The following is a 17,064-nucleotide window of genomic DNA, read 5'->3' on the forward strand; positions in this document are numbered from 1 at the left end:
GCTTGACCCGCACGGGTTGGCCGGTTTTACGAAAAAACGCCGCGTGCGTACTACTGTCAGCGATCCGCATAGGCGGGTCTTTGATGATCTTCTCGGGCGTGATTTCACCGCGGCCAGGCCTAACGAGAAGCTTGTCGGGGACATTACGTATCTTCCCCTTGCCGGGCAGAAAAACATGTATCTAGCTACTGTGATTGACTGCTTCTGCCGGAAACTGGTCAGTTTTGCGATTGCAGATCACATGCGTGTTGAACTCGCCCGAGGAGGCATTACTGATGGCCGCAGGCCAGCGAGGATCCTTGCGTGGTGTGCTCGGTATAACACGAAACGATTGCACACCTGGTGCAATTACCAGGCCCCCGACACCTTCGAACACCACGCGTCAGCTACACTCGACCTTGCAGCATAAACACCACACCCATGTCCACTTCCTGGGAGCCGGGCCCGTAATCAGCATCAACAAATAGTGTTCCAAGTGGACTAAAACAGCACTACACCGGCTTTTGTGCGATGTCTCGGAAAATCATGAACTCTGGAACGTCATGTTTGAGACCGTTAATCTGGATGTCTTTGATGATCTTCCCAGTAGTTTTGTCAAAAACCACGATCCGGGGCTGCGCCAACGGGTCTTGGGTATCCTCAACTAGCACGGTGGCAGTGTTCTCATCGGAAGAGAAGTGATACAACCATTCGGGTGCATCAGGTTGTAAATCTCTCTCGAGCTCATCGCTCAGTATCGAGGTTTGCCCCGTCGCAACATCGGTACGATAAAGCACTCCGTTACCACCGAACCACACGAAGTTGCCCTTATCATCCAAGGAATGCGCATCGTATACGGAATAATCATCCTCGTCTGACCCCAGATCCAGGCTTGCACCATTTTCCGTCGTTAGCGGCAGCCAGTTCAACTCGCCAGTGGTCGAATCCACTGATACCAGTGCAAGAGCTTCATTGTTTCCCCACGTGTTGCTTTGCATATGGGGAGCGAGGAGCTCGTCGACAACCCGCTGCTCGCCGTCGTAGTTAATAAAATTGCCTAAGAAATAAATGCGATCTTCAACGCAGGGAGCATCATTGGCAAAGTAACCAAACTCAGAAAAGGGCACACTGTACGTCCCCACGCTCACGTGCTTTAGGGCTCCGTCTTCGACGATCTGATCGAAAATGAAACGCGCGTCGCCGTCTTCTGGCGTCATCGAATAGGCGGCGTAAACGTCGTCCTTACAAACTGAAATCATCGGATAGAAACCAACCGTATTCAATGCGTGCCGCTCACTTGAATCAGGCCGGGAAATCACAACCTCTTCTCGATAACCGTCTTCTTGGAAACCTCCGTTATATACCCCCACCCGGGTCACGCCATCGCTGAGAGTAACAAGCCCATCCATCAGTCCAACTCGGTCTTGTTCGACGGCGGCGCCGCCATCCGCAGTCATCCAATGATCGCCCTTAACATCAGCAAAGTTGATCCCATGCTCCGTCCACGAGATCTGACCTTGATCCATCCCCTCGTGCTCAATCAGATCATAGCTACCGTCGGCGCGCACCAAGGCCACATATCCAATGAGACTTCTGGGCAATAATCCGGTGTTTCGGTACTCGCTCATGAAGATGGCCCACTCATAATCGCCTAAATCGACCTCGTGGTCGTCGCTATTATTTGAGCAACCACTCAATAATGTGGTTGCGGCGACGAGTATTGCCATTGCCCCCGCTACCACACGTGTCCTCATATGACGTCTCATCGCGTTCTTAGAACCTTTGATAGCTCACGGTATACTTAGAGTCCCGGATATCCGACGGATACACACCATGGCCACCATCGGAATCGAGATCAATCCCGGTAGCCGTCTTGTACGCCGCCCACACCACTTGCGAACAGTTCATCGACCCATTCGCGGTTTTGTTAAACGCGAAATTATAGTTGTAACTACGTCCCCTATATGTGCGCGCTCGGTCAGCGGCTTTGTCGCGGTTTGCTTGACTAGTGGAAACATACTGTTTGTGAGCTCCCGATGCCACCTTAACGGATGTATACCAACGCTCTACAACACCGGTACTGGTATCTGCCTCAACGATCTTTGTTGTATAGGAATATATTCCCGAATGACCATGGTTAACGCCAGCGGTCGACGACGGGGTGTAGAACACGTCACCTCGATTGCGGGCGGTACCGATTCTCTGATTCGCTTTTGGCTTAGACCCTGATCGAGGCTGGATTTGCACAAATCCAGGAGGATCACCAGCCTCACTTAACGCCTCACGCGCAACTTCTGTTGCAGATGCACCGGTTGCCAGTGCCGCATCCTTAACCGCTTGCTCCATTTCTACAAAAGATGTGCCAGGGTTCCTTTCGACCAACTCAACGATCAGCGCACTAACATCACTGTCATCCGCTGCGGCACTGGAAACACCCTCCGGCTCAGCGTAAGCAACACCGGGTAGCGGCAGAGCCAACACTAAGCTGATAGCGACTGTGCCTATCATCCTTGAGATCTTCATAGGTCTTCCTTTCGTCATGCCATCACCTTTGATGGCGAGTGTCACAGCGAGGGAATCTGGGCTGTGGACGCTTCTTAGAGACAGGACAATGATAAAGTTAGGCGACCCTTAGTGTCAATAGTTTTTATAACGATCTCAAAGCACCAGTAGCCCACGCTCGTCGTACGCCGACCACCCGTTGGCCTTGCCCAAAGGGGAAGGCAATGGCGCGACCCGATGTTTCTCGTCCGACCCGTAGGGCGGGCACTGACGCGAGTGGCGCGCCACGACGTCGATACGATCCGGGACCGGACCCACCCCAACCGTCACGCAGGGCACGAATCATCCATAGGTCCGATTTCCTTCGTCTATGAGGTACGTAGAATTTGCTGCAGGATAGGAGGCAGACATGCGATTGAGCTCGTACCCTGATCTGGCATCGCGCGCGTTGACGCTTGCGCTACTCATTGGTGGTGGGTTCGCCACCGGCCTTGGAGTGGAGGCGATCAGCGGACACTCGGGCTTGTCGCTTTGGTTTCTTGCTGTGGCGTGCGTGATCTACGTGGCCGCTTACCTGGGTGTGCGTCCCCTTGCCACAACGGTGACGGGTGCGTGTGGCTTTGCACTTGATGCCGTGATGAGCGTTCCTCTGGGGTTGTTGTTCGCGGCAAAAGAGCTTGTTTTCCCCATCACCGAATGGGGATGGTCGATGTTCTTCAACGGTGTCTTCATCGGCTTCTTCATCATCTTTCTCTCGGACTACTTCTATCGCCGTCACCCGGGAAGGAACGACGACGACGCCGACGACGCCGATCGAGAGTCCGCCCTTTAACGCTAGTTAGGCTGACGCGTCGATAGATGAGAATGAATGGGCAGTATTCCCCGCTATGGTGAGGAGAACGCGCAACGGCTCGGCGCATGCGCCGGCTCAGCCTTCTATCGTTGCGTTGGACTCTTGCTGGTTGTTGCCGCTGGCAGCACGCCCGTGAGCGTCGACCCGCGCCTCTATCGTATTCTCGCCGTCGTGTTCCAATAAGATATGGCCAGAGCTAAAACGAAAACGGAACTGTTGAATGCCGCCGTCTCTCGATGGGAGGCACTGCAGGCGTTGATTGACTCCATGCGGCCGGAGATAGAAAGTGCCGAGCTCTTCTTCGGCACTGGCGTTGAGCGCCCTGAAAGCCCACTGGAGAAGGGACAAGAGTCTGCGCGATGTCCTCGCCCACCTGCATGCGTGGCAGACAATGCTGCTCGACTTCGTTGCAGCTAACCAAAACGGGACGAGCAAGCCATTCTTGCCCGCGCCTCACACCTGGCGGACCACGCCAGCCCTGAACATGGAGATTTGGGGGCGGTACCAGGACACGCCGCTGGCAGAGGTGCAGAGACAAAGGGCTGTCCAGCCCCGCGCGAAGGGTTGTCCAGCCCCGCCCTAGGCAAGACCGAGGTGCTGAGCAACCACCGCAAGATGCATCCGTACGCCAGTAAGGAGGGCGGCGTCGTTCGCGTAAAACCGCGGGGAATGATTCGGCGCGAAACCGCGACCCCCGGCAGTTGCCCGCGGCAGACCATTGGGCACGGACTCCACGTCCTGCACTCCGAGCAGCGCATACATGCCGCCGAAAGCATTGATGAATTCGGAGACGTCGTCGTAGCCAAGTGAGGCGGGGGCGGCAAAGACTCGATCTTCACCACCAGCGGCGGCGATAAGGGCCGGTTGAAGGGCGGCGACCGTCTCGGGAGCATTCACAACGGCCGGAACCTGCTGATGGAATTCCACCTCGCCCCTACAGTTATACGCGGCGGCGATATGGCGGCAGGTACGCGTGATCGCCGCGTTGATATCGTCCATGAGGTTAGCGTTGAGGCAACGTACCGTGCCAAAGAGGGTAACCTGTTCGCCGACGATGTTGAATCGGCCCTGGTCCTCAACGTGCCCGATGCTGATCGAGAACGCGTCCTTCGCGTCGAACTGCCGGTAGAGCTGCCCCATCGCGGAAATGATGTCGGCTGCCGGGGGTAGCGGGTCGCGCCCGGCCCACGGAGACGAGCCGTGCACCTGTTCCCCAACGACTGTAATCTTCACCATTTCTGAAGCAGCGTGCTGCACATTGGTGGTCCAGCCGACCATACCGGTGGGAGCGGGGGTAACGTGCATCCCAAACGCTAGGCTCGGGCGCGGACTCAGCTCTTGAAACTCGGGGCTGGAGAGCATGAATGCGGCGCCGCCTTCTTCGCCTTCGGGGGCCCCTTCCTCGGCGGGCTGGAAAGCGAAGTACACGGTTCCAGGGATCTGCGCCCGATGTGAGGCGAGTACCTGTGCGGCACCGAGCAGCATCGAGGTATGGCAGTCGTGCCCGCATGCGTGCGCCACGGGGAAAGGCCCACCCGGGTAGTCCTGGACTTGGGTTGACTTATAGGGCAGGTCGGATTCTTCCTTCACCGGCAGTGCATCGATGTCGGCGCGCAACAATACTGCCTTATCGGAATGGCCGGAGCGCGTTCCGGTGAGGCGCGCCAGCACTCCCGTGCCGCCTACCCCTTCGTGGATGTCCTCCTCGCGGAAACCAAAATCTCGTAGCCTCTGCGCGATGTATTCAGCGGTTTTCACCTCTCGGTTTGAAAGCTCTGGGTATTGGTGCAGATGGTGGCGCCAGGAAATAACATCCGGCTCGATTGCTTGCGCCGCGTCGAATAGTTCATCACAACTGAACGTCGTCTCACCCATATCTGCATCCTTCACTAGCGGCATCGGCGCTGGAGGCTCAGCGCTACGGTGTCGGCATCCTCTTTCTTCTGTCGCCACCATACACCCAAGCAAGGCACATGCCGGCGAAACCACGCTGGCATCCGAACCGCTAGCGCCCCTCTGGTAAGCTCATAGTCGTCGGAGATACGCCAGAGGCGTTGCGCTAGCTACAAGGAGGCTCCCCGTGCCGGTTCAAGTGCCCCAAACGTCTGCGATTCGCGCCTTGTTCCAGGAGCATCCCGAAGTTGGCACGGCTGGGAGTGTCGCCGCGCTCAGCACCCTCTACTACGCCTTGCCCGATTTTCTCCGCCGCCGACCGCTCAGAATCGCGGCACGCGTGGGATGCATAGCTGCCATCACCGCCATCGCCACCCACGAGACGACGACGCGTCTCAACGACGACGACACCCTCACCCCCGACGCGCCCGCGCCCGAAAACCCGGAAAGCCCGGAAGACCCGAGCAGACCGGAAGACCCGAGCGGCCAGGAAAGCCCGGAAGACCCGGGCTTTCCGCAGAAGCCGATAGCGCTGGCCGGCATGATCGCCGCCGGCATCGCCGCGTTGGCGGGCTCAATTGCGCTCGATGCCGCTTTGGAGCGGAAAATCTTTGCTCGCGGCGAGCGCCGCCGCGCCGCTGGCGTCCGCCTGGCCCACACCCGGCAAGCCCTCTGGATCGGCCCACTGTCGGGCGTTGCCACGTATTTGTCATTGCGTGACGCCGATCGCGCGCTAGCTCGCTCCGCAGAAAACGACTGAGCGCCCGATCCGAATACGGCGACAGGAAATAGGCGCCTACCTCTGATCGTTCTCCGGGACGTCGCCGTCGATCTTCGTCGCTACTGAGCCGGAACCGCTCGCCGTCACCTCGCCAAGCGAGAGCTCCCCGATCGATCCACCTTCGAGGACCTCGAAGGTCACAAGATCGGCGCCCCCGGTCGCCACCGTCCCACCGACCTTGAGGGAGGCCACCTCCGCGCCGGGCTTGATGGAGACCGCCGTCGCCTTCAGCTTCATTTGCACGCCCTTGACGAGGCTCATGCCCTCGCCGCCCGTCGTGCGCACGTCACCACGCACCACGATGGGGCCCGTCGGCTTCGAGACCTGGATGCCAATAGCGCCGTCGCCATGGGTGGTGATGGAATCGAAGGTCGCCGATTCTACCGAGCCATCGTAGACGTTGAACCCGCGGGCGCCCAGGCCCGTCGTCGCAATTGGGGCGTTAATCTCGAGGCGGCCCATCTGACCAAAGTTGACGAAACCGATACCGGAGGCACCCGTGGTTGTGACCGGGGCGTTCGCCACCCACTCCAGGGTCTTGCCCCACAGGTCAAGCGCCATGTCATTCGCGCCGTGAGTGACCGTCGCGCCATTGTTCTCGACGCGATCGACGACGGCTCCGCCGAGGACGAACACGGCTCCAGTGATCTTGTCACCCGTGCCCTGCACGATACCTCCGTCGGTGATGACCGTGCCGGTTTCGAGCACGTCCGCGCGCAGAGCACCGCCAGTCAGCTTGCCCTCGCGATCCGTGTAGCCGTCGAGGAAGACGCCCGATCCGCGGACCGGCGTCAGCGGCGTGCCGATGTTGATGCCCTTGAGGGTGGCAGTGAACTCCGTGTCAGCATCCGGCTGCAGATTCCACAGCGTCAAGCCGCCCTGGAGCACGTCGACTCCAAAGCCGTGCGGCTGACGGGAACGCCCGCGTACGTCGGCCGCCTTGACGTGCACCTGATCTGCCTCCACGCGGATCCTGCGCAGGTTGTCGTCAGCCACAAGGTAGATCTGGCCAACCGTCGTCACATTGTGCAGGACGAGAGTTCCGGCGTCGTCGATACTTGTGTCGTTATAGACGGCGACCTCGTAGTCGACCGTCGTGATTGTGATGTCCTTGAGCGCATTGTTCCTTGTCAGCCGAACACCTTTCCCGGTGAACTCGAGCGTTCCTCCTGACAGGGTGGCGCCCTCGGGGAGGGTGATGGAGGGGGAGCCGGCAATGGTGCCCTCGACACGAATGTCCATGAAACCGTCTGCGATGGCGTTGGCGAGTTCGTCTGCGGTTGACACTGTTATTGCACTCATGATTACTTCCTTCAGTTGAGCTGGATTCCCAGAAATATTGAACGGTAGGAGGTGCTCCTACCGACGAAATGGGAAGTGGCGTCACTTTATTCCCAGCAGTGGCAGTCCTCCGCCACCCGCAAATATGAACCGGCTCACTTACCGTGCGCTAGCGCAGGTGATACGTTCAAGACGCCCCGCCCAGGTTAGCTCCATCGCGGGCGTGTAAGCTCCGTCCGGCAAAGGTTCCCCATGACACTGACATTGACACGCGGTATTCACGCCGCGCTCACGATCACGTCGGGCTCCACAACACTCGTCGTCGACCCCGGCGCCTTCGGCTTTCCCGCCTCTGTTGCAAGCGCTGACGCGGTGCTCGTGACGCACGACCATTTCGATCACGTCGACGTCCCGGCCCTCGCTGGCGCCCTCGACGACAATCCCGACCTCCGCGTCTACACTCCGACCCAGCTCAACCTTGATACTCACGCCGATCGGCAGACCCTCGTCAGCGAGGGGGACGAGTTCATGGTGGGTGACATAAGCGTTCGCGTCATCGGGCGCGAACAAGCCACAGCCAGCGTCGACGACGACGTCATCGTCAACGTCGGATACCTCGTCGCGGGCCTTGTCCTCCACCCGGGCGACGCTCGCCCGGAGATCAAGGGCCTTGACACCCTTATCGTTGCCCTCGCGGCACCGTGGCAGAACACCCCGCAACTCGAGGAATACCTGCGCGCGGTGACGCCCGCGCGCGTCATCGGGCTCCACGACGGCACACTCAATGATCTCGGCCGCGATTTCGGCCAGAAGACCCTCGCCCGCATCGCCCGCAGCTACGGGGGCGAGGCGATCAGCCTTGATCCCGGAGAGTCGGTCACGCTGCCGCGCTAAGCACCGCCGGCGATCAACCGAGACCGTGAGCACACCGGGAACAAGCGCCGAACGCACGGCGTTCACCCAGCATGACTCACATTTCTGATACCACAAACGGTTCGATCACCGTCCGCCCCATGGCCGAGGCCGACATCGACGCAGTCGCCAAGATCTACGCAGCCAATGCCCGCGATGCTCTGAGCCCTGATGAGCGCGCCAAGCAGGGCTTCGTTCAGGGACGCATGAGCCCCGAGCGTCTCCGCTCCTTCACCACTGGCGGATCCGGATTCGTCGCAACCGACGGCGAGGAGGTTTTTGCCGCGACCGTCATCCACGCCCCCGACGCCTTCACCGGCAAACCTAGCGCACAGCGTCCGGGCGAGAGCCCGGCAGCGCGCACGGTGGAGCTGGCTCAGGCCGCCCGCCTCGACTCCCCCGTGCTCTACGGCCCGAGCGTCGTCGCCGAAAACTATCGCGGCCGCGGCGTCCTGCGGCAACTCGTCGAGGCGGTTGCCGACGAGGCGCAAACGAAGGGCTACTCGCACCTCCTGGCGTTCATGGAGGACGAGAACGCACCGTCATTCGCCGCTCACGAACGCCTCGGTTTCCTCCCCCTCGGCGGCTTTCGGGTTGAGGATCGCGACTACCAGGCTGTCATGCTCCCCCTCGCCTGAGCTCCGCGCGTCGTCGACCCCGCGACGTTGCGCCCGCGGGGATCCTCGCCCGGCCTCTGGCCTGCGGCGCCGCCGATACCCCACGCTGAACGTCTAGTCCTGGAAGGTATCGAGCGGGACGCAGCCCTCAGCGGGTTCCATCGCCGCCACGAGCTGCTCCTCGGTCGGGGCGGCAACGAGGTCCGAGTACCCCTCGCCCAGCACCACGTCCACGACCTCAGTGGTGATATTGGGGTCGATGTGCACCTGGGCCTCGGGGAAGAAGGCCCGCAGGGTGTAGGCGTTGGTCACGCCGTTGAGGCTCGAGTAAAGGCGCACCGGCTCGGTGACCTCCTCCCCGCCCCAGTTCGCCGTCTCCGACACGGAAACCCCTGCCGCCGACAGCGACGACGCCACGCTGCTTGCCAGCCCGGTGCGGGTGGTGGCGTTGTAGACGTTCGCGGTGATCGTGGCGGGATCGACGTGCTCCGCGCCGTCGATCGGGCACACGACGGCGTCCGTGTCCGGCGGCCTTGAAAACTCTCGCTCGAACGGGAAGGGCAGCAGCCCCGACCACGTCAGCGTCCCCAACACAAGGAGCACCGCCATGACGGCGATGATTGAGCCGAAGATGACAGTCTGGCGTTGCTGCGTGTGCTTGCGGTACTCCGCGCGGGCGTTAGAACTCACCCGTCCAATCTAGCGGATATCACCGGCCTCGCGCACGAATCTTAGGGGTACTGAGGGATGACGACGACGCCCGAGCCCGCGCGCCCCGCCTGGCGGTGGGTGCGGGCGACCAGACGCCCCCCACCGCCAGGGAACGCGTTAGAGCTTCGGCTCCCGGTTGAGAGCGCCGGGCTCCAGCTCGGCGCCGGCCGGCGCGGAGGCGGGAGTGGCGGGCTCGATCGTCGTGCCGCGCCAACGCGAGAGAGCGCGCATCGCGTGGTAGATGACGATCGCGGCAAACGAACCAAGCGCGATGCCCTCGAACGTCATGGAACCCCAGTGCCAGGTGTAGTTCGCGATCGCGATCACCATCGCCACGGCGGCCGTGTTGAGGTTGACCGGGTCGGAGAAATCGACGCGGTTTTGGACCCAGATGCGGACGCCCAGCATACCGATCATGCCGTACAGGACGGTGGCGGCGCCGCCGAGCACCCCCGGCGGGATGGTGGCGATGAGCTGACCGAACTTGGGTAGCATCGACAGCCCGAGCGCGATGAACGCCGCGATGACATAGGCAACCGTCGAGTACACGCGGGTCGCGGCCATCACTCCGATGTTCTCCGCGTAGGTGGTGGTGCCGGAGCCGCCGCCCGAGCCAGCGAGCATGGTTGAGACGCCGTCGGCGAAGAGCGCCCGACCGGTGATGTCGTCGAGGTCCTGGCCCGTCATCGCAGAAACGGACTTCACGTGGCCGACGTTCTCCGCGATGAGCACGAGCACCACGGGCACGAACAGGCCCAAGAGGGTGACGTCAAAGTCGGGGGCGCGGAAGTGCGGCGCGCCCACCCAGCCGGCGGACGAGATCGCGTCGAAGCTCACCTCGCCGCGCAGCACCGCCGTAATGTAGCCGACCACCACGCCGATAAGGATCGACAGGCGCCCGATGATTCCCTTGAATAGCACCGTGACCAGCAGGATCGTCACGATCGTCACGACGGCTGTGACCGGCGCCTGCTGCACGTTCCCCCACGCGGCCGGCGCGAGGTTGAATCCGATGAGCGACACGATCGCGCCCGTCACGATCGGCGGCATGAGCTTGTCAATCCATCGCGCTCCCGCGAAGTGCACGACGACGCCGACCAGCGCCAGCGCCGCACCCGCCGCGATCACGCCACCCTGGGCGAGGGAGGCCTTCGCGGCGTCGACCGGCGCTCCCCCGCCGGCCACATACCCGGTGACCGCCCCGATCGGCGCGATGAGCGCAAACGAGGAGCCGAGGTAGGAGGGCAGGCGGCCCGCCGTGATAAGCAGGAAGAGGACCGTGCCTACGCCGGTGAAGAAGAGGGTGGTCGACGGATCGAACCCGGTGAGCAAGGGTACTAAAAAGGTGGCCCCAAACATGGCCACCACGTGTTGTGCGCCGATGCCGAACGTAATCGGCCACGACAGTCTTTCGTTTGGAAGAACAACCTCCCCCGGCGCGATCGAATGTCCATCGCCGTGGAGCTTCCATGTAAATCTAGCCATACGAGCCTCCATTGAGTAAACGTCGAGGACCCGCGAATCCTGTTCACGACCCCGATCGATAGTACTCAGCCCCGGCGCATATCCGAAATCGTCTCACCATCCAATGAGACGCCCGCCCACGCCTCGGACTCGCGCGTTCAGCCGGCGTAGAGCACAGTGAAGAACTCGATCACCACGCCGCCAGCCGGGTCGAAGGCGTAGCCCAGTTCGGCGCCCTCGGACTGGAAGAACTGCTCGTGTTCGGCGCGCCAAGAGGGCAGATCCGCGGCACCCTCCGCGCGGGCGACATCCTGGCCCACCTCGTTAAACGGGACGACCTTGACCTCGGTGTTGCGTAGCAGCGCCCGTGGGCGCCCCTCCCCGTCGCAGAGGATCCACATGTCGTCCACACCCGGGAACGATTCGCCTTCCGTGCCGTAAGCGGCACTGTAGCTGCTGGTGGCCGTCTTCCGGCCCGCGATCACGAGCTCCGCCAGCTCGTTCGCAGCGCTCCGCGTCTCCCCGAATGCAAAGGCACCCGGGCGCAGGGAGACCAGATCGGTCTGCCCACCGACCGCGTCGATCGGGTTGAGCCGGCCCGCGATGATCGCGTGCGTCCAGAACGCCTCAAGATCCGCCTCGGCAGGCGCCAGCGGCGCGTCCATGCCGCCCGGCGCGGGCTGTTCGCCGAAGGCGTCGCCCACGCCCGACCCTCCTGGCTCCAATTCAGCCATGGTTCTCCTGCCAGTTATGCATCCGCTTCCACGTGTCGATCTCGTTCTGCTTCTGCCGCACAAGTTCCGCGGCATACGCGGTAGTCAAAATGCGCGTCAAACCGGAGACGACGACGCCCCCGCCGACCAGCGCCCGCATCCTCCACGACATTCCACGCCCGGACCTACCGAATGCCGAGGCCAGCATCGCCCCGCCAACCGCTGCCTGCGCGGCGGAAGTGAATGCCACGGCCCACGGGCGCTCCAGGTACACCTTGCGGTATACCCCGGCCACGTTCGGTTCGACGAAGCCCTCGCCCGCCAGCTCGAAAGCGAGCCGATCCTCGAAGGCCGCGCCCGCGCTGCTCGGCTCAAAGAGCCGCGAGTTCGGGATCTGCGCCAGTTCGCCGGTGCCCTCCAGCACGTCGGCCACCTCGCCGGGCAAGCCAAAGGCGTCAACGAGCGCCCGCGGCCCCTCCTCGCTACACAAGGCCGCGCGGATGTCACCGAAACGGGCCGCGATCACGTCGGCCACCATCTTGCGGGCAACCGCGCCGGCGCCCGTCTCATCCACCACGAACTCATAGGCCTCCGAGTCAGGATCGATCCACGGGAAGACAGGTAGCTCCCCGCTCCAATCCCACGTCAGATACGAGTTATCCCGGCGCACGTACAGGGTCGGATTCTCCTCCACCTTCCCCGCAGACACCATGATCTGAAACGACGGGCGCGGGAAAATCTGGCGCACCGAATCGAGGCTCGACTTAGCCACCATCACCAGCGCCTCGCCCAGCTTGGACACGGCCATCGGCTCGTCCTCCGCCTTGACGATACCCGGCACCTCCGACAGCGGCAGGTCGATGATCACGAGCATCGCGCCCTCACGGTCGAAAGCGGCGTCGTGGATCTCGGCGTCGCTGGTAGGACCCTCATCGTCAACGTCCTCCGCCAGCGCCTCATCCGAGATGTCAACCGAGCCAAGATCAATCGGGCCATGGGCGACCGTGCCATCCAGGTCAACCTCCACCTTGCGCAACCGCTCCGAGAGCTGCTCCACCAGGTCATTGACCGAGCGCCCCCGGAAGACCATGCCCGCCTCGTCCAACGTGGCTATGCGACGACGCCGGCCCCCGACGGCCACCTCAAACGTGTAGCCACCCTCGCCGTCCGGCTTTCCGCGGCCAAGAATACGTTCCTCAGCGAAAAACGCCTCAATGTCCGCGTCCGTCACAAGCGTCTGGTCGAGCCTGTGGATATGCCCGTGAACTGTTCGCCACGATGCCATGTCGCCTCCTTCGCCGGTCTACTTTCGTTTCTCAGCCTATCGCAGGCCTCCGACAGAATTTTAGACCTGCACGTCTTTTCGATCGGAATCAATCTGGTAGAGCGCAATCCCGGTGGCCACCGCCGCGTTCAACGACTCCGTGGCCGAATCGATCGGGATGGAGACGATGAGGTCGCACGTCTCACGCACGAGCCGCGACAACCCGGCCCCCTCCGACCCCGTCACCAGCACCACCGGCACGTCCGCCATACCCGCGTGGGCGACGTCGACGTCGCCGTCCCCCGCGAGACCCAACACGAAATATCCCTGCTCCTTGAGCCAGCTCAGCGAACGAACCAGGTTCGTCTCCCGCGCGACCGGCAGTCGTGCCGCCGCCCCCGCCGAGACCTTCCACACCGTCGCATTCACCGACGCCGACCGCCGCTCCGGGATGAGCACGCCATCGGCGCTAAAGGCCGCCGCCGAGCGCATGACCGCACCCAGGTTGTGCGGGTCCGTCACCGAATCCAGCGCAACAATGAGGCCGGGCCTCCCCGCGCGCTGCCCGATCGCCACCAGCCGCTCCACGTCCACATACTCATACGGGGGCACCTCGATCGCGATACCCTGGTGAACCGCGCCGCCCGTCATCATGTCAAGCTCCGTGCGCGTGACCTCCACGATCGCCGTACCGGCGTCCATCGCGGCGCGGGCGACCTCGGCCACCCGCTCGTCGTGAGACATCGCCCCCACAAGGAACACCCGCTCATACGGAATCCCAGACTGGACGGCCTCGTAGACCGGGTTGCGGCCCGCGACCAACTCGTATCCCTCCGGCTGGTGCAGGTGACCGCGCAGCTTCGGCCCTTCGGCGCGCTTCGCCGCCGCCTCACGCTCGATCTTCTTCTTGTAGGCAGGGTGGTAGGTGCGGTCCTCCGCCTTCGGGGTCGGGCCCCTGCCCTCCAGCCGCTTGCGGGAGTGCCCGCCCGTTCCCTTGCCGCTGCCCTTGCGGGTGTTCTTGCGCACGGCCCCCGGCCGCCCGCGATGAGTTTTAGCCAAGGTCGCCCACCTTCCAACGCGCGCCCTCCGCCGAATCCTCGACCGTGATGCCGGCCGCCGTCAGCGAGTCGCGTAGCGCGTCCGCACGCGCCCAATCCTTGTTCGCCCGAGCCTGCGCGCGCTCCTCAAGCACCCGGTTGACGAGCGAGTCCAGCGCGTCGTGCATCGTCGACGTCGCTACCCCGCGCCGCCACGGCTCCGCCATCGGATCCAGCCCCAGCACATCCAGCATCGCGCGCACAAGCACCTGCTGCGCACGGGCCTCCACGTGATCGTTATCCGCGAGCGCATTGTTGCCCACCGTCACGTGCTCGTGAATCTGGGCCAGGGCGGCCGACACGTTGAGGTCATCATCCATGGCTTCCGCGAACTCCTCCGGGAAGTCGTCGTGGCCGAGCGCCGCGATCTCCTCAAGCGGGACCTCGCCCACCGTATCCACCGAGCGCTGCACGAATCCGGCCAGGCGCTCCCAAATCGCGCCGGCCTCCGTCAACGTCGAATCCGAGTATGCCACCATCGAGCGATAGTGGACCGTACCCAGCGCCAGGCGCACGATCACCGCCGGGTGCTCCCGAAGGATGTTCTCCACCGTGAGCGAGTTCCCCAGCGACTTGCTCATCTTCTCGCCCTCGATAGTCACCCAGGCGTTGTGCATCCAGTACCGGGCAAATTCCCGGCCCGCCCCGTGCGACTGCGCCTGCTCGTTCTCATGGTGCGGGAAACGCAGGTCGATGCCGCCGGCGTGAATATCGAAAGCATCGCCCAGGTAGCGCCCCGCCATCGCCGAGCACTCCAGGTGCCAACCCGGACGCCCGCGACCCCACGGCGTCTCCCACGACGCCGTCTCCGGCTCGTTCGCCTTCGCCGCCTTCCATAGCGCGAAATCGTGCGGGCCGCGCTTGTCGGAGGCCGCCTCCTCGTCGTCGTGAAGATCCTCCACCGACTGGTTCGTCAGCGATCCGTAATCCGGCAGGGAAGTCACATCGAAGTAGACGTTACCCGGCTCGCCCACGTATGCGTGCCCCCGCTCGATCAGGGTAGAAATCAGCTCAATCATCTCGGGCACGTGGCCCGTGGCGCGCGGCTCATAGGTGGGGTCGAGCACCCCGAGGTCGCGGTAGGCCTTGGCAAACTCCCTCTCGAAGCGGTACGCCCACGCCCACCACGGCCGGCCCGCCTCCGCCGACTTGGCCAAGATCTTGTCATCAATGTCGGTCACGTTGCGCACCATCGTCACGTCATACCCGCAACGGCGCAACCACCGCACCAGCACATCAAATGCCAGCGCGGAGCGTATGTGGCCGATGTGAGGCGCGCTCTGGACCGTCGCGCCGCACAGGTAGATGCCCACCTTGCCCGGTTCGATCGGGATGAATTCGCGCAGTGACTTGGTCTTCGAATCAAAAATCTTCACCCCTCCAGCCTACCGGTTCACGCCGACACTCGCCCATTTCATCCCCAGCGGTTGCGCGCCCATTTTCTTCGCCAACAACGGGCCTCCGGCGTCGTCGACCGGCGCGGCGCACACAAGGCGCAGGGCGCACACGAGCCGTAGGGCGGGCACGAGCCGTAGGGCGGACGCAAGCCGCAGGACGCACGCGAGCCGCAGGACGGCGTCGTCGGATTTACCAAACAGTCACAAAAAGGACGTATGTTAAGACTATGAACCACGCAACCGCGGTCGAGACCGCCCCAACATCCGGCAAGATTCTGACGAAAACCGTATGGGCCTGGGGGCTCTGGGACTGGGGCTCCGCAGCGTTCAACGCCGTAGTCACCACCTTCGTCTTCGCCGTCTACCTCGCCAACGCCAACCTCTTCGGACCCGACGCCAACCGGCTCCTCGGCTACGCCCTCACGGTCGCCGGCATTCTCGTGGCAGTCGTCGCTCCCGCCCTCGGTCAGGCCGTGGACCGCAGCGGCAAGCGCGCCACCGTCCTGCGCATCACCACCACCGCCACCGCAATCATCATCGCCTGCCTCTACTTCGTCATCCCCGGCCAGTCCGGGCTGTGGCTCGGCCTCTTCCTCATCGCCGCCGGCAACATCGTCTTCGAGACCGGCTCCGTCATCTACAACGCCATCATCTCCGACCTTGCCGAACCACACAACGTCGGGCGCGTCTCCGGGTTCGGGTGGGGACTAGGCTACCTCGGCGGGATCGTGCTTCTGCTGATCCTCTTCGTCGGATTTATCAGCCCCGAGGTCGGCTGGTTCGGCGTGACCAGCAAGGACGGGCTCAACATCCGAGTCGCCATGCTGCTCGCCTCCGCCTGGCTCCTCCTCTTCTCCCTGCCGCTGTTCTTCACACTGTCGAACAAGCCCGCGCGCACGGATACCCCTCGACTCGGCATCATCGAGTCCTATCGCCAGCTGCTTAAGTCCATCGCCACGCTGTGGCGCTCCGACCGCCAGGTCGTGTGGTTCCTCCTGTCCTCCGCCGTCTACCGCGACGGCCTCGCCGGCGTCTTCTCCTTCGGCGCCGTCCTCGCCGGCACCGCCTACGGTTTCAGCCCGGACGAGGTCATCGTGTTCGGCGTGGCCACCAACGTGGTGGCCGGCATCGCCACCATCGGCTTTGGCTGGCTCGACGACAAGCTCGGCGCCCGCGCCGTCATCATCATCTCCCTGACCTCGATGGTCGCCATGGGCCTGTGCGTGTTCTTCTTCCACGCCGGGGTCGGGCCGCTGTCGCCGAAGCAGGTCTACTGGGTCTTCGGCCTCATCCTGTGCATCTTCGTCGGGCCCATCCAGTCCGCCTCCCGCACCTACCTGGCCCGCATCGCCCCGCCGGGGGAGGAGGCCGAGATCTTCGGCCTGTACGCCACCACCGGCCGCGCCGTCTCCGCGCTGGCGCCGTTCATGTACTCCACCGCGATCACCGTGGGCGCCGCGCTACTCGGCATCGGCGTGGACGAGGCCGCCTACTTCGGCATTCTCGGCATCACGCTCGTGCTGGTCCTAGGCCTGCTCGCGTTCCTGCCGGTCAAGGCGCAGCCGAAGGTTGAGATGCAGCCAGAGGCCAAGGCGTAGCC

17 protein-coding genes and 1 pseudogene are annotated in these 17,064 nt (G+C 63.1%); 8 read left to right on the forward strand and 10 right to left on the reverse strand.

The features are described 5' to 3' along the window. Positions 1 to 28: 28 nt before the first annotated feature. Positions 29 to 253, forward strand: a pseudogene (locus J2S45_RS11160) (DDE-type integrase/transposase/recombinase); the annotation flags it as partial. A 238-nt stretch (positions 254 to 491) separates the two neighbouring features. Here the strand turns inward: J2S45_RS11160 and J2S45_RS10365 are convergent. Next, on the reverse strand, positions 492 to 1,706 hold the full coding sequence (locus J2S45_RS10365; RefSeq protein WP_307635354.1) for a hypothetical protein: 1,215 nt from the start codon (positions 1,704 to 1,706) through the stop codon (positions 492 to 494). A gap of 46 nt (positions 1,707 to 1,752) precedes the next feature. Then, entirely contained in the window at positions 1,753 to 2,502 is a 750-nt protein-coding gene (locus tag J2S45_RS10370) for a hypothetical protein (protein ID WP_307635355.1), read from the reverse strand. Positions 2,503 to 2,890: 388 nt separating this feature from the next. On the opposite strand from J2S45_RS10370, the gene J2S45_RS10375 reads away from it, so the two are divergent. From J2S45_RS10375 to J2S45_RS10385, 3 genes are all read left to right on the forward strand, one after another. Then, complete coding sequence (locus J2S45_RS10375) at positions 2,891 to 3,313, forward strand: hypothetical protein (protein WP_296930071.1); 423 nt, start codon at positions 2,891 to 2,893, stop codon at positions 3,311 to 3,313. Between the two features lie 36 nt (positions 3,314 to 3,349). After that, on the forward strand, positions 3,350 to 3,517 hold the full coding sequence (locus tag J2S45_RS10380; protein WP_296930073.1) for a hypothetical protein: 168 nt from the start codon (positions 3,350 to 3,352) through the stop codon (positions 3,515 to 3,517). A gap of 103 nt (positions 3,518 to 3,620) precedes the next feature. After that, positions 3,621 to 3,917 (forward strand): ClbS/DfsB family four-helix bundle protein, encoded by a 297-nt coding sequence (locus J2S45_RS10385; protein WP_307635356.1) that lies wholly within the window; start codon positions 3,621 to 3,623, stop codon positions 3,915 to 3,917. On the opposite strand, the gene J2S45_RS10390 is transcribed toward J2S45_RS10385, so the two are convergent. Beyond that, positions 3,914 to 5,209 carry a M20 metallopeptidase family protein gene (locus tag J2S45_RS10390; RefSeq protein ID WP_270974034.1) on the reverse strand — a complete coding sequence of 432 codons (1,296 nt, stop codon included), beginning with the start codon at positions 5,207 to 5,209 and terminating at the stop codon, positions 3,914 to 3,916. The genes J2S45_RS10385 and J2S45_RS10390 overlap by 4 nt on opposite strands. Positions 5,210 to 5,567: 358 nt before the next feature. Between J2S45_RS10390 and J2S45_RS10395 the strand changes: the two genes are divergently transcribed. Next, a complete protein-coding gene (locus tag J2S45_RS10395; RefSeq protein WP_307635357.1) occupies positions 5,568 to 5,987 on the forward strand; it encodes a hypothetical protein in 420 nt (139 codons plus the stop codon). Positions 5,988 to 6,023: 36 nt separating this feature from the next. On the opposite strand, the gene J2S45_RS10400 is transcribed toward J2S45_RS10395, so the two are convergent. Further along, entirely contained in the window at positions 6,024 to 7,310 is a 1,287-nt protein-coding gene (locus J2S45_RS10400; protein WP_296930083.1) for a hypothetical protein, read from the reverse strand. 231 nt (positions 7,311 to 7,541) lie between these two features. Between J2S45_RS10400 and J2S45_RS10405 the strand changes: the two genes are divergently transcribed. Together J2S45_RS10405 and J2S45_RS10410 are read left to right on the forward strand one after the other, a co-directional pair. Next, the gene (locus J2S45_RS10405; protein WP_307635358.1) at positions 7,542 to 8,183 is read left to right on the forward strand and encodes an MBL fold metallo-hydrolase; all 642 of its coding nucleotides are present in this window, start codon (positions 7,542 to 7,544) and stop codon (positions 8,181 to 8,183) included. 71 nt (positions 8,184 to 8,254) lie between these two features. Next, a complete protein-coding gene (locus tag J2S45_RS10410) occupies positions 8,255 to 8,839 on the forward strand; it encodes a GNAT family N-acetyltransferase (RefSeq protein ID WP_307635359.1) in 585 nt (194 codons plus the stop codon). A gap of 93 nt (positions 8,840 to 8,932) precedes the next feature. Here J2S45_RS10410 and J2S45_RS10415 read toward each other — a convergent pair whose 3' ends face one another. The 6 genes from J2S45_RS10415 to cysS form a co-directional block, all read right to left on the reverse strand. Next, entirely contained in the window at positions 8,933 to 9,508 is a 576-nt protein-coding gene (locus J2S45_RS10415) for a LytR C-terminal domain-containing protein (RefSeq protein WP_270974026.1), read from the reverse strand. Between the two features lie 138 nt (positions 9,509 to 9,646). After that, entirely contained in the window at positions 9,647 to 11,014 is a 1,368-nt protein-coding gene (locus J2S45_RS10420) for a uracil-xanthine permease family protein (RefSeq protein ID WP_307635360.1), read from the reverse strand. Between the two features lie 137 nt (positions 11,015 to 11,151). Continuing rightward, positions 11,152 to 11,727 carry an ASCH domain-containing protein gene (locus J2S45_RS10425; protein ID WP_307635361.1) on the reverse strand — a complete coding sequence of 192 codons (576 nt, stop codon included), beginning with the start codon at positions 11,725 to 11,727 and terminating at the stop codon, positions 11,152 to 11,154. Beyond that, positions 11,720 to 12,991: a hypothetical protein gene (locus J2S45_RS10430; protein ID WP_296930096.1), complete on the reverse strand. Its 1,272-nt coding sequence runs from the start codon at positions 12,989 to 12,991 to the stop codon at positions 11,720 to 11,722. Before J2S45_RS10430 ends, J2S45_RS10425 begins: the two co-directional genes overlap by 8 nt. A 60-nt stretch (positions 12,992 to 13,051) precedes the next feature. Further along, positions 13,052 to 14,029: a 23S rRNA (guanosine(2251)-2'-O)-methyltransferase RlmB gene (rlmB, locus tag J2S45_RS10435; protein ID WP_307635362.1), complete on the reverse strand. Its 978-nt coding sequence runs from the start codon at positions 14,027 to 14,029 to the stop codon at positions 13,052 to 13,054. Continuing rightward, positions 14,022 to 15,443, reverse strand: a complete 1,422-nt coding sequence (gene cysS / locus J2S45_RS10440; RefSeq protein WP_307635363.1) for a cysteine--tRNA ligase — start codon at positions 15,441 to 15,443, stop codon at positions 14,022 to 14,024. Before cysS ends, rlmB begins: the two co-directional genes overlap by 8 nt. Positions 15,444 to 15,691: 248 nt before the next feature. Here cysS and J2S45_RS10445 point away from each other — a divergent pair, with 248 nt between their 5' ends. Then, positions 15,692 to 17,062, forward strand: coding sequence for an MFS transporter (locus tag J2S45_RS10445; RefSeq protein WP_307635364.1), 1,371 nt, complete (start codon positions 15,692 to 15,694; stop codon positions 17,060 to 17,062). Positions 17,063 to 17,064: the final 2 nt, after the last annotated feature.

The sequence above is a fragment of the Trueperella abortisuis genome (assembly GCF_030811095.1).
Lineage (GTDB): Bacteria > Actinomycetota > Actinomycetes > Actinomycetales > Actinomycetaceae > Trueperella > Trueperella abortisuis.

Coding starts and splice junctions, on each gene's coding strand:
- J2S45_RS10365 (WP_307635354.1), bottom strand. CDS start 1,706: ATGGCAATACTCGTCGCCGCAACCACATTATTGAGTGGTTGCTCAAAT.
- J2S45_RS10375 (WP_296930071.1), top strand. CDS start 2,891: ATGCGATTGAGCTCGTACCCTGATCTGGCATCGCGCGCGTTGACGCTT.
- J2S45_RS10390 (WP_270974034.1), bottom strand. CDS start 5,209: ATGGGTGAGACGACGTTCAGTTGTGATGAACTATTCGACGCGGCGCAA.
- J2S45_RS10410 (WP_307635359.1), top strand. CDS start 8,255: ATGACTCACATTTCTGATACCACAAACGGTTCGATCACCGTCCGCCCC.
- J2S45_RS10430 (WP_296930096.1), bottom strand. CDS start 12,991: ATGGCATCGTGGCGAACAGTTCACGGGCATATCCACAGGCTCGACCAG.
- J2S45_RS10370 (WP_307635355.1), bottom strand. CDS start 2,502: ATGAAGATCTCAAGGATGATAGGCACAGTCGCTATCAGCTTAGTGTTG.
- J2S45_RS10445 (WP_307635364.1), top strand. CDS start 15,692: ATGAACCACGCAACCGCGGTCGAGACCGCCCCAACATCCGGCAAGATT.
- J2S45_RS10405 (WP_307635358.1), top strand. CDS start 7,542: ATGACACTGACATTGACACGCGGTATTCACGCCGCGCTCACGATCACG.
- J2S45_RS10400 (WP_296930083.1), bottom strand. CDS start 7,310: ATGAGTGCAATAACAGTGTCAACCGCAGACGAACTCGCCAACGCCATC.
- J2S45_RS10380 (WP_296930073.1), top strand. CDS start 3,350: ATGGGCAGTATTCCCCGCTATGGTGAGGAGAACGCGCAACGGCTCGGC.
- J2S45_RS10420 (WP_307635360.1), bottom strand. CDS start 11,014: ATGGCTAGATTTACATGGAAGCTCCACGGCGATGGACATTCGATCGCG.
- J2S45_RS10425 (WP_307635361.1), bottom strand. CDS start 11,727: ATGGCTGAATTGGAGCCAGGAGGGTCGGGCGTGGGCGACGCCTTCGGC.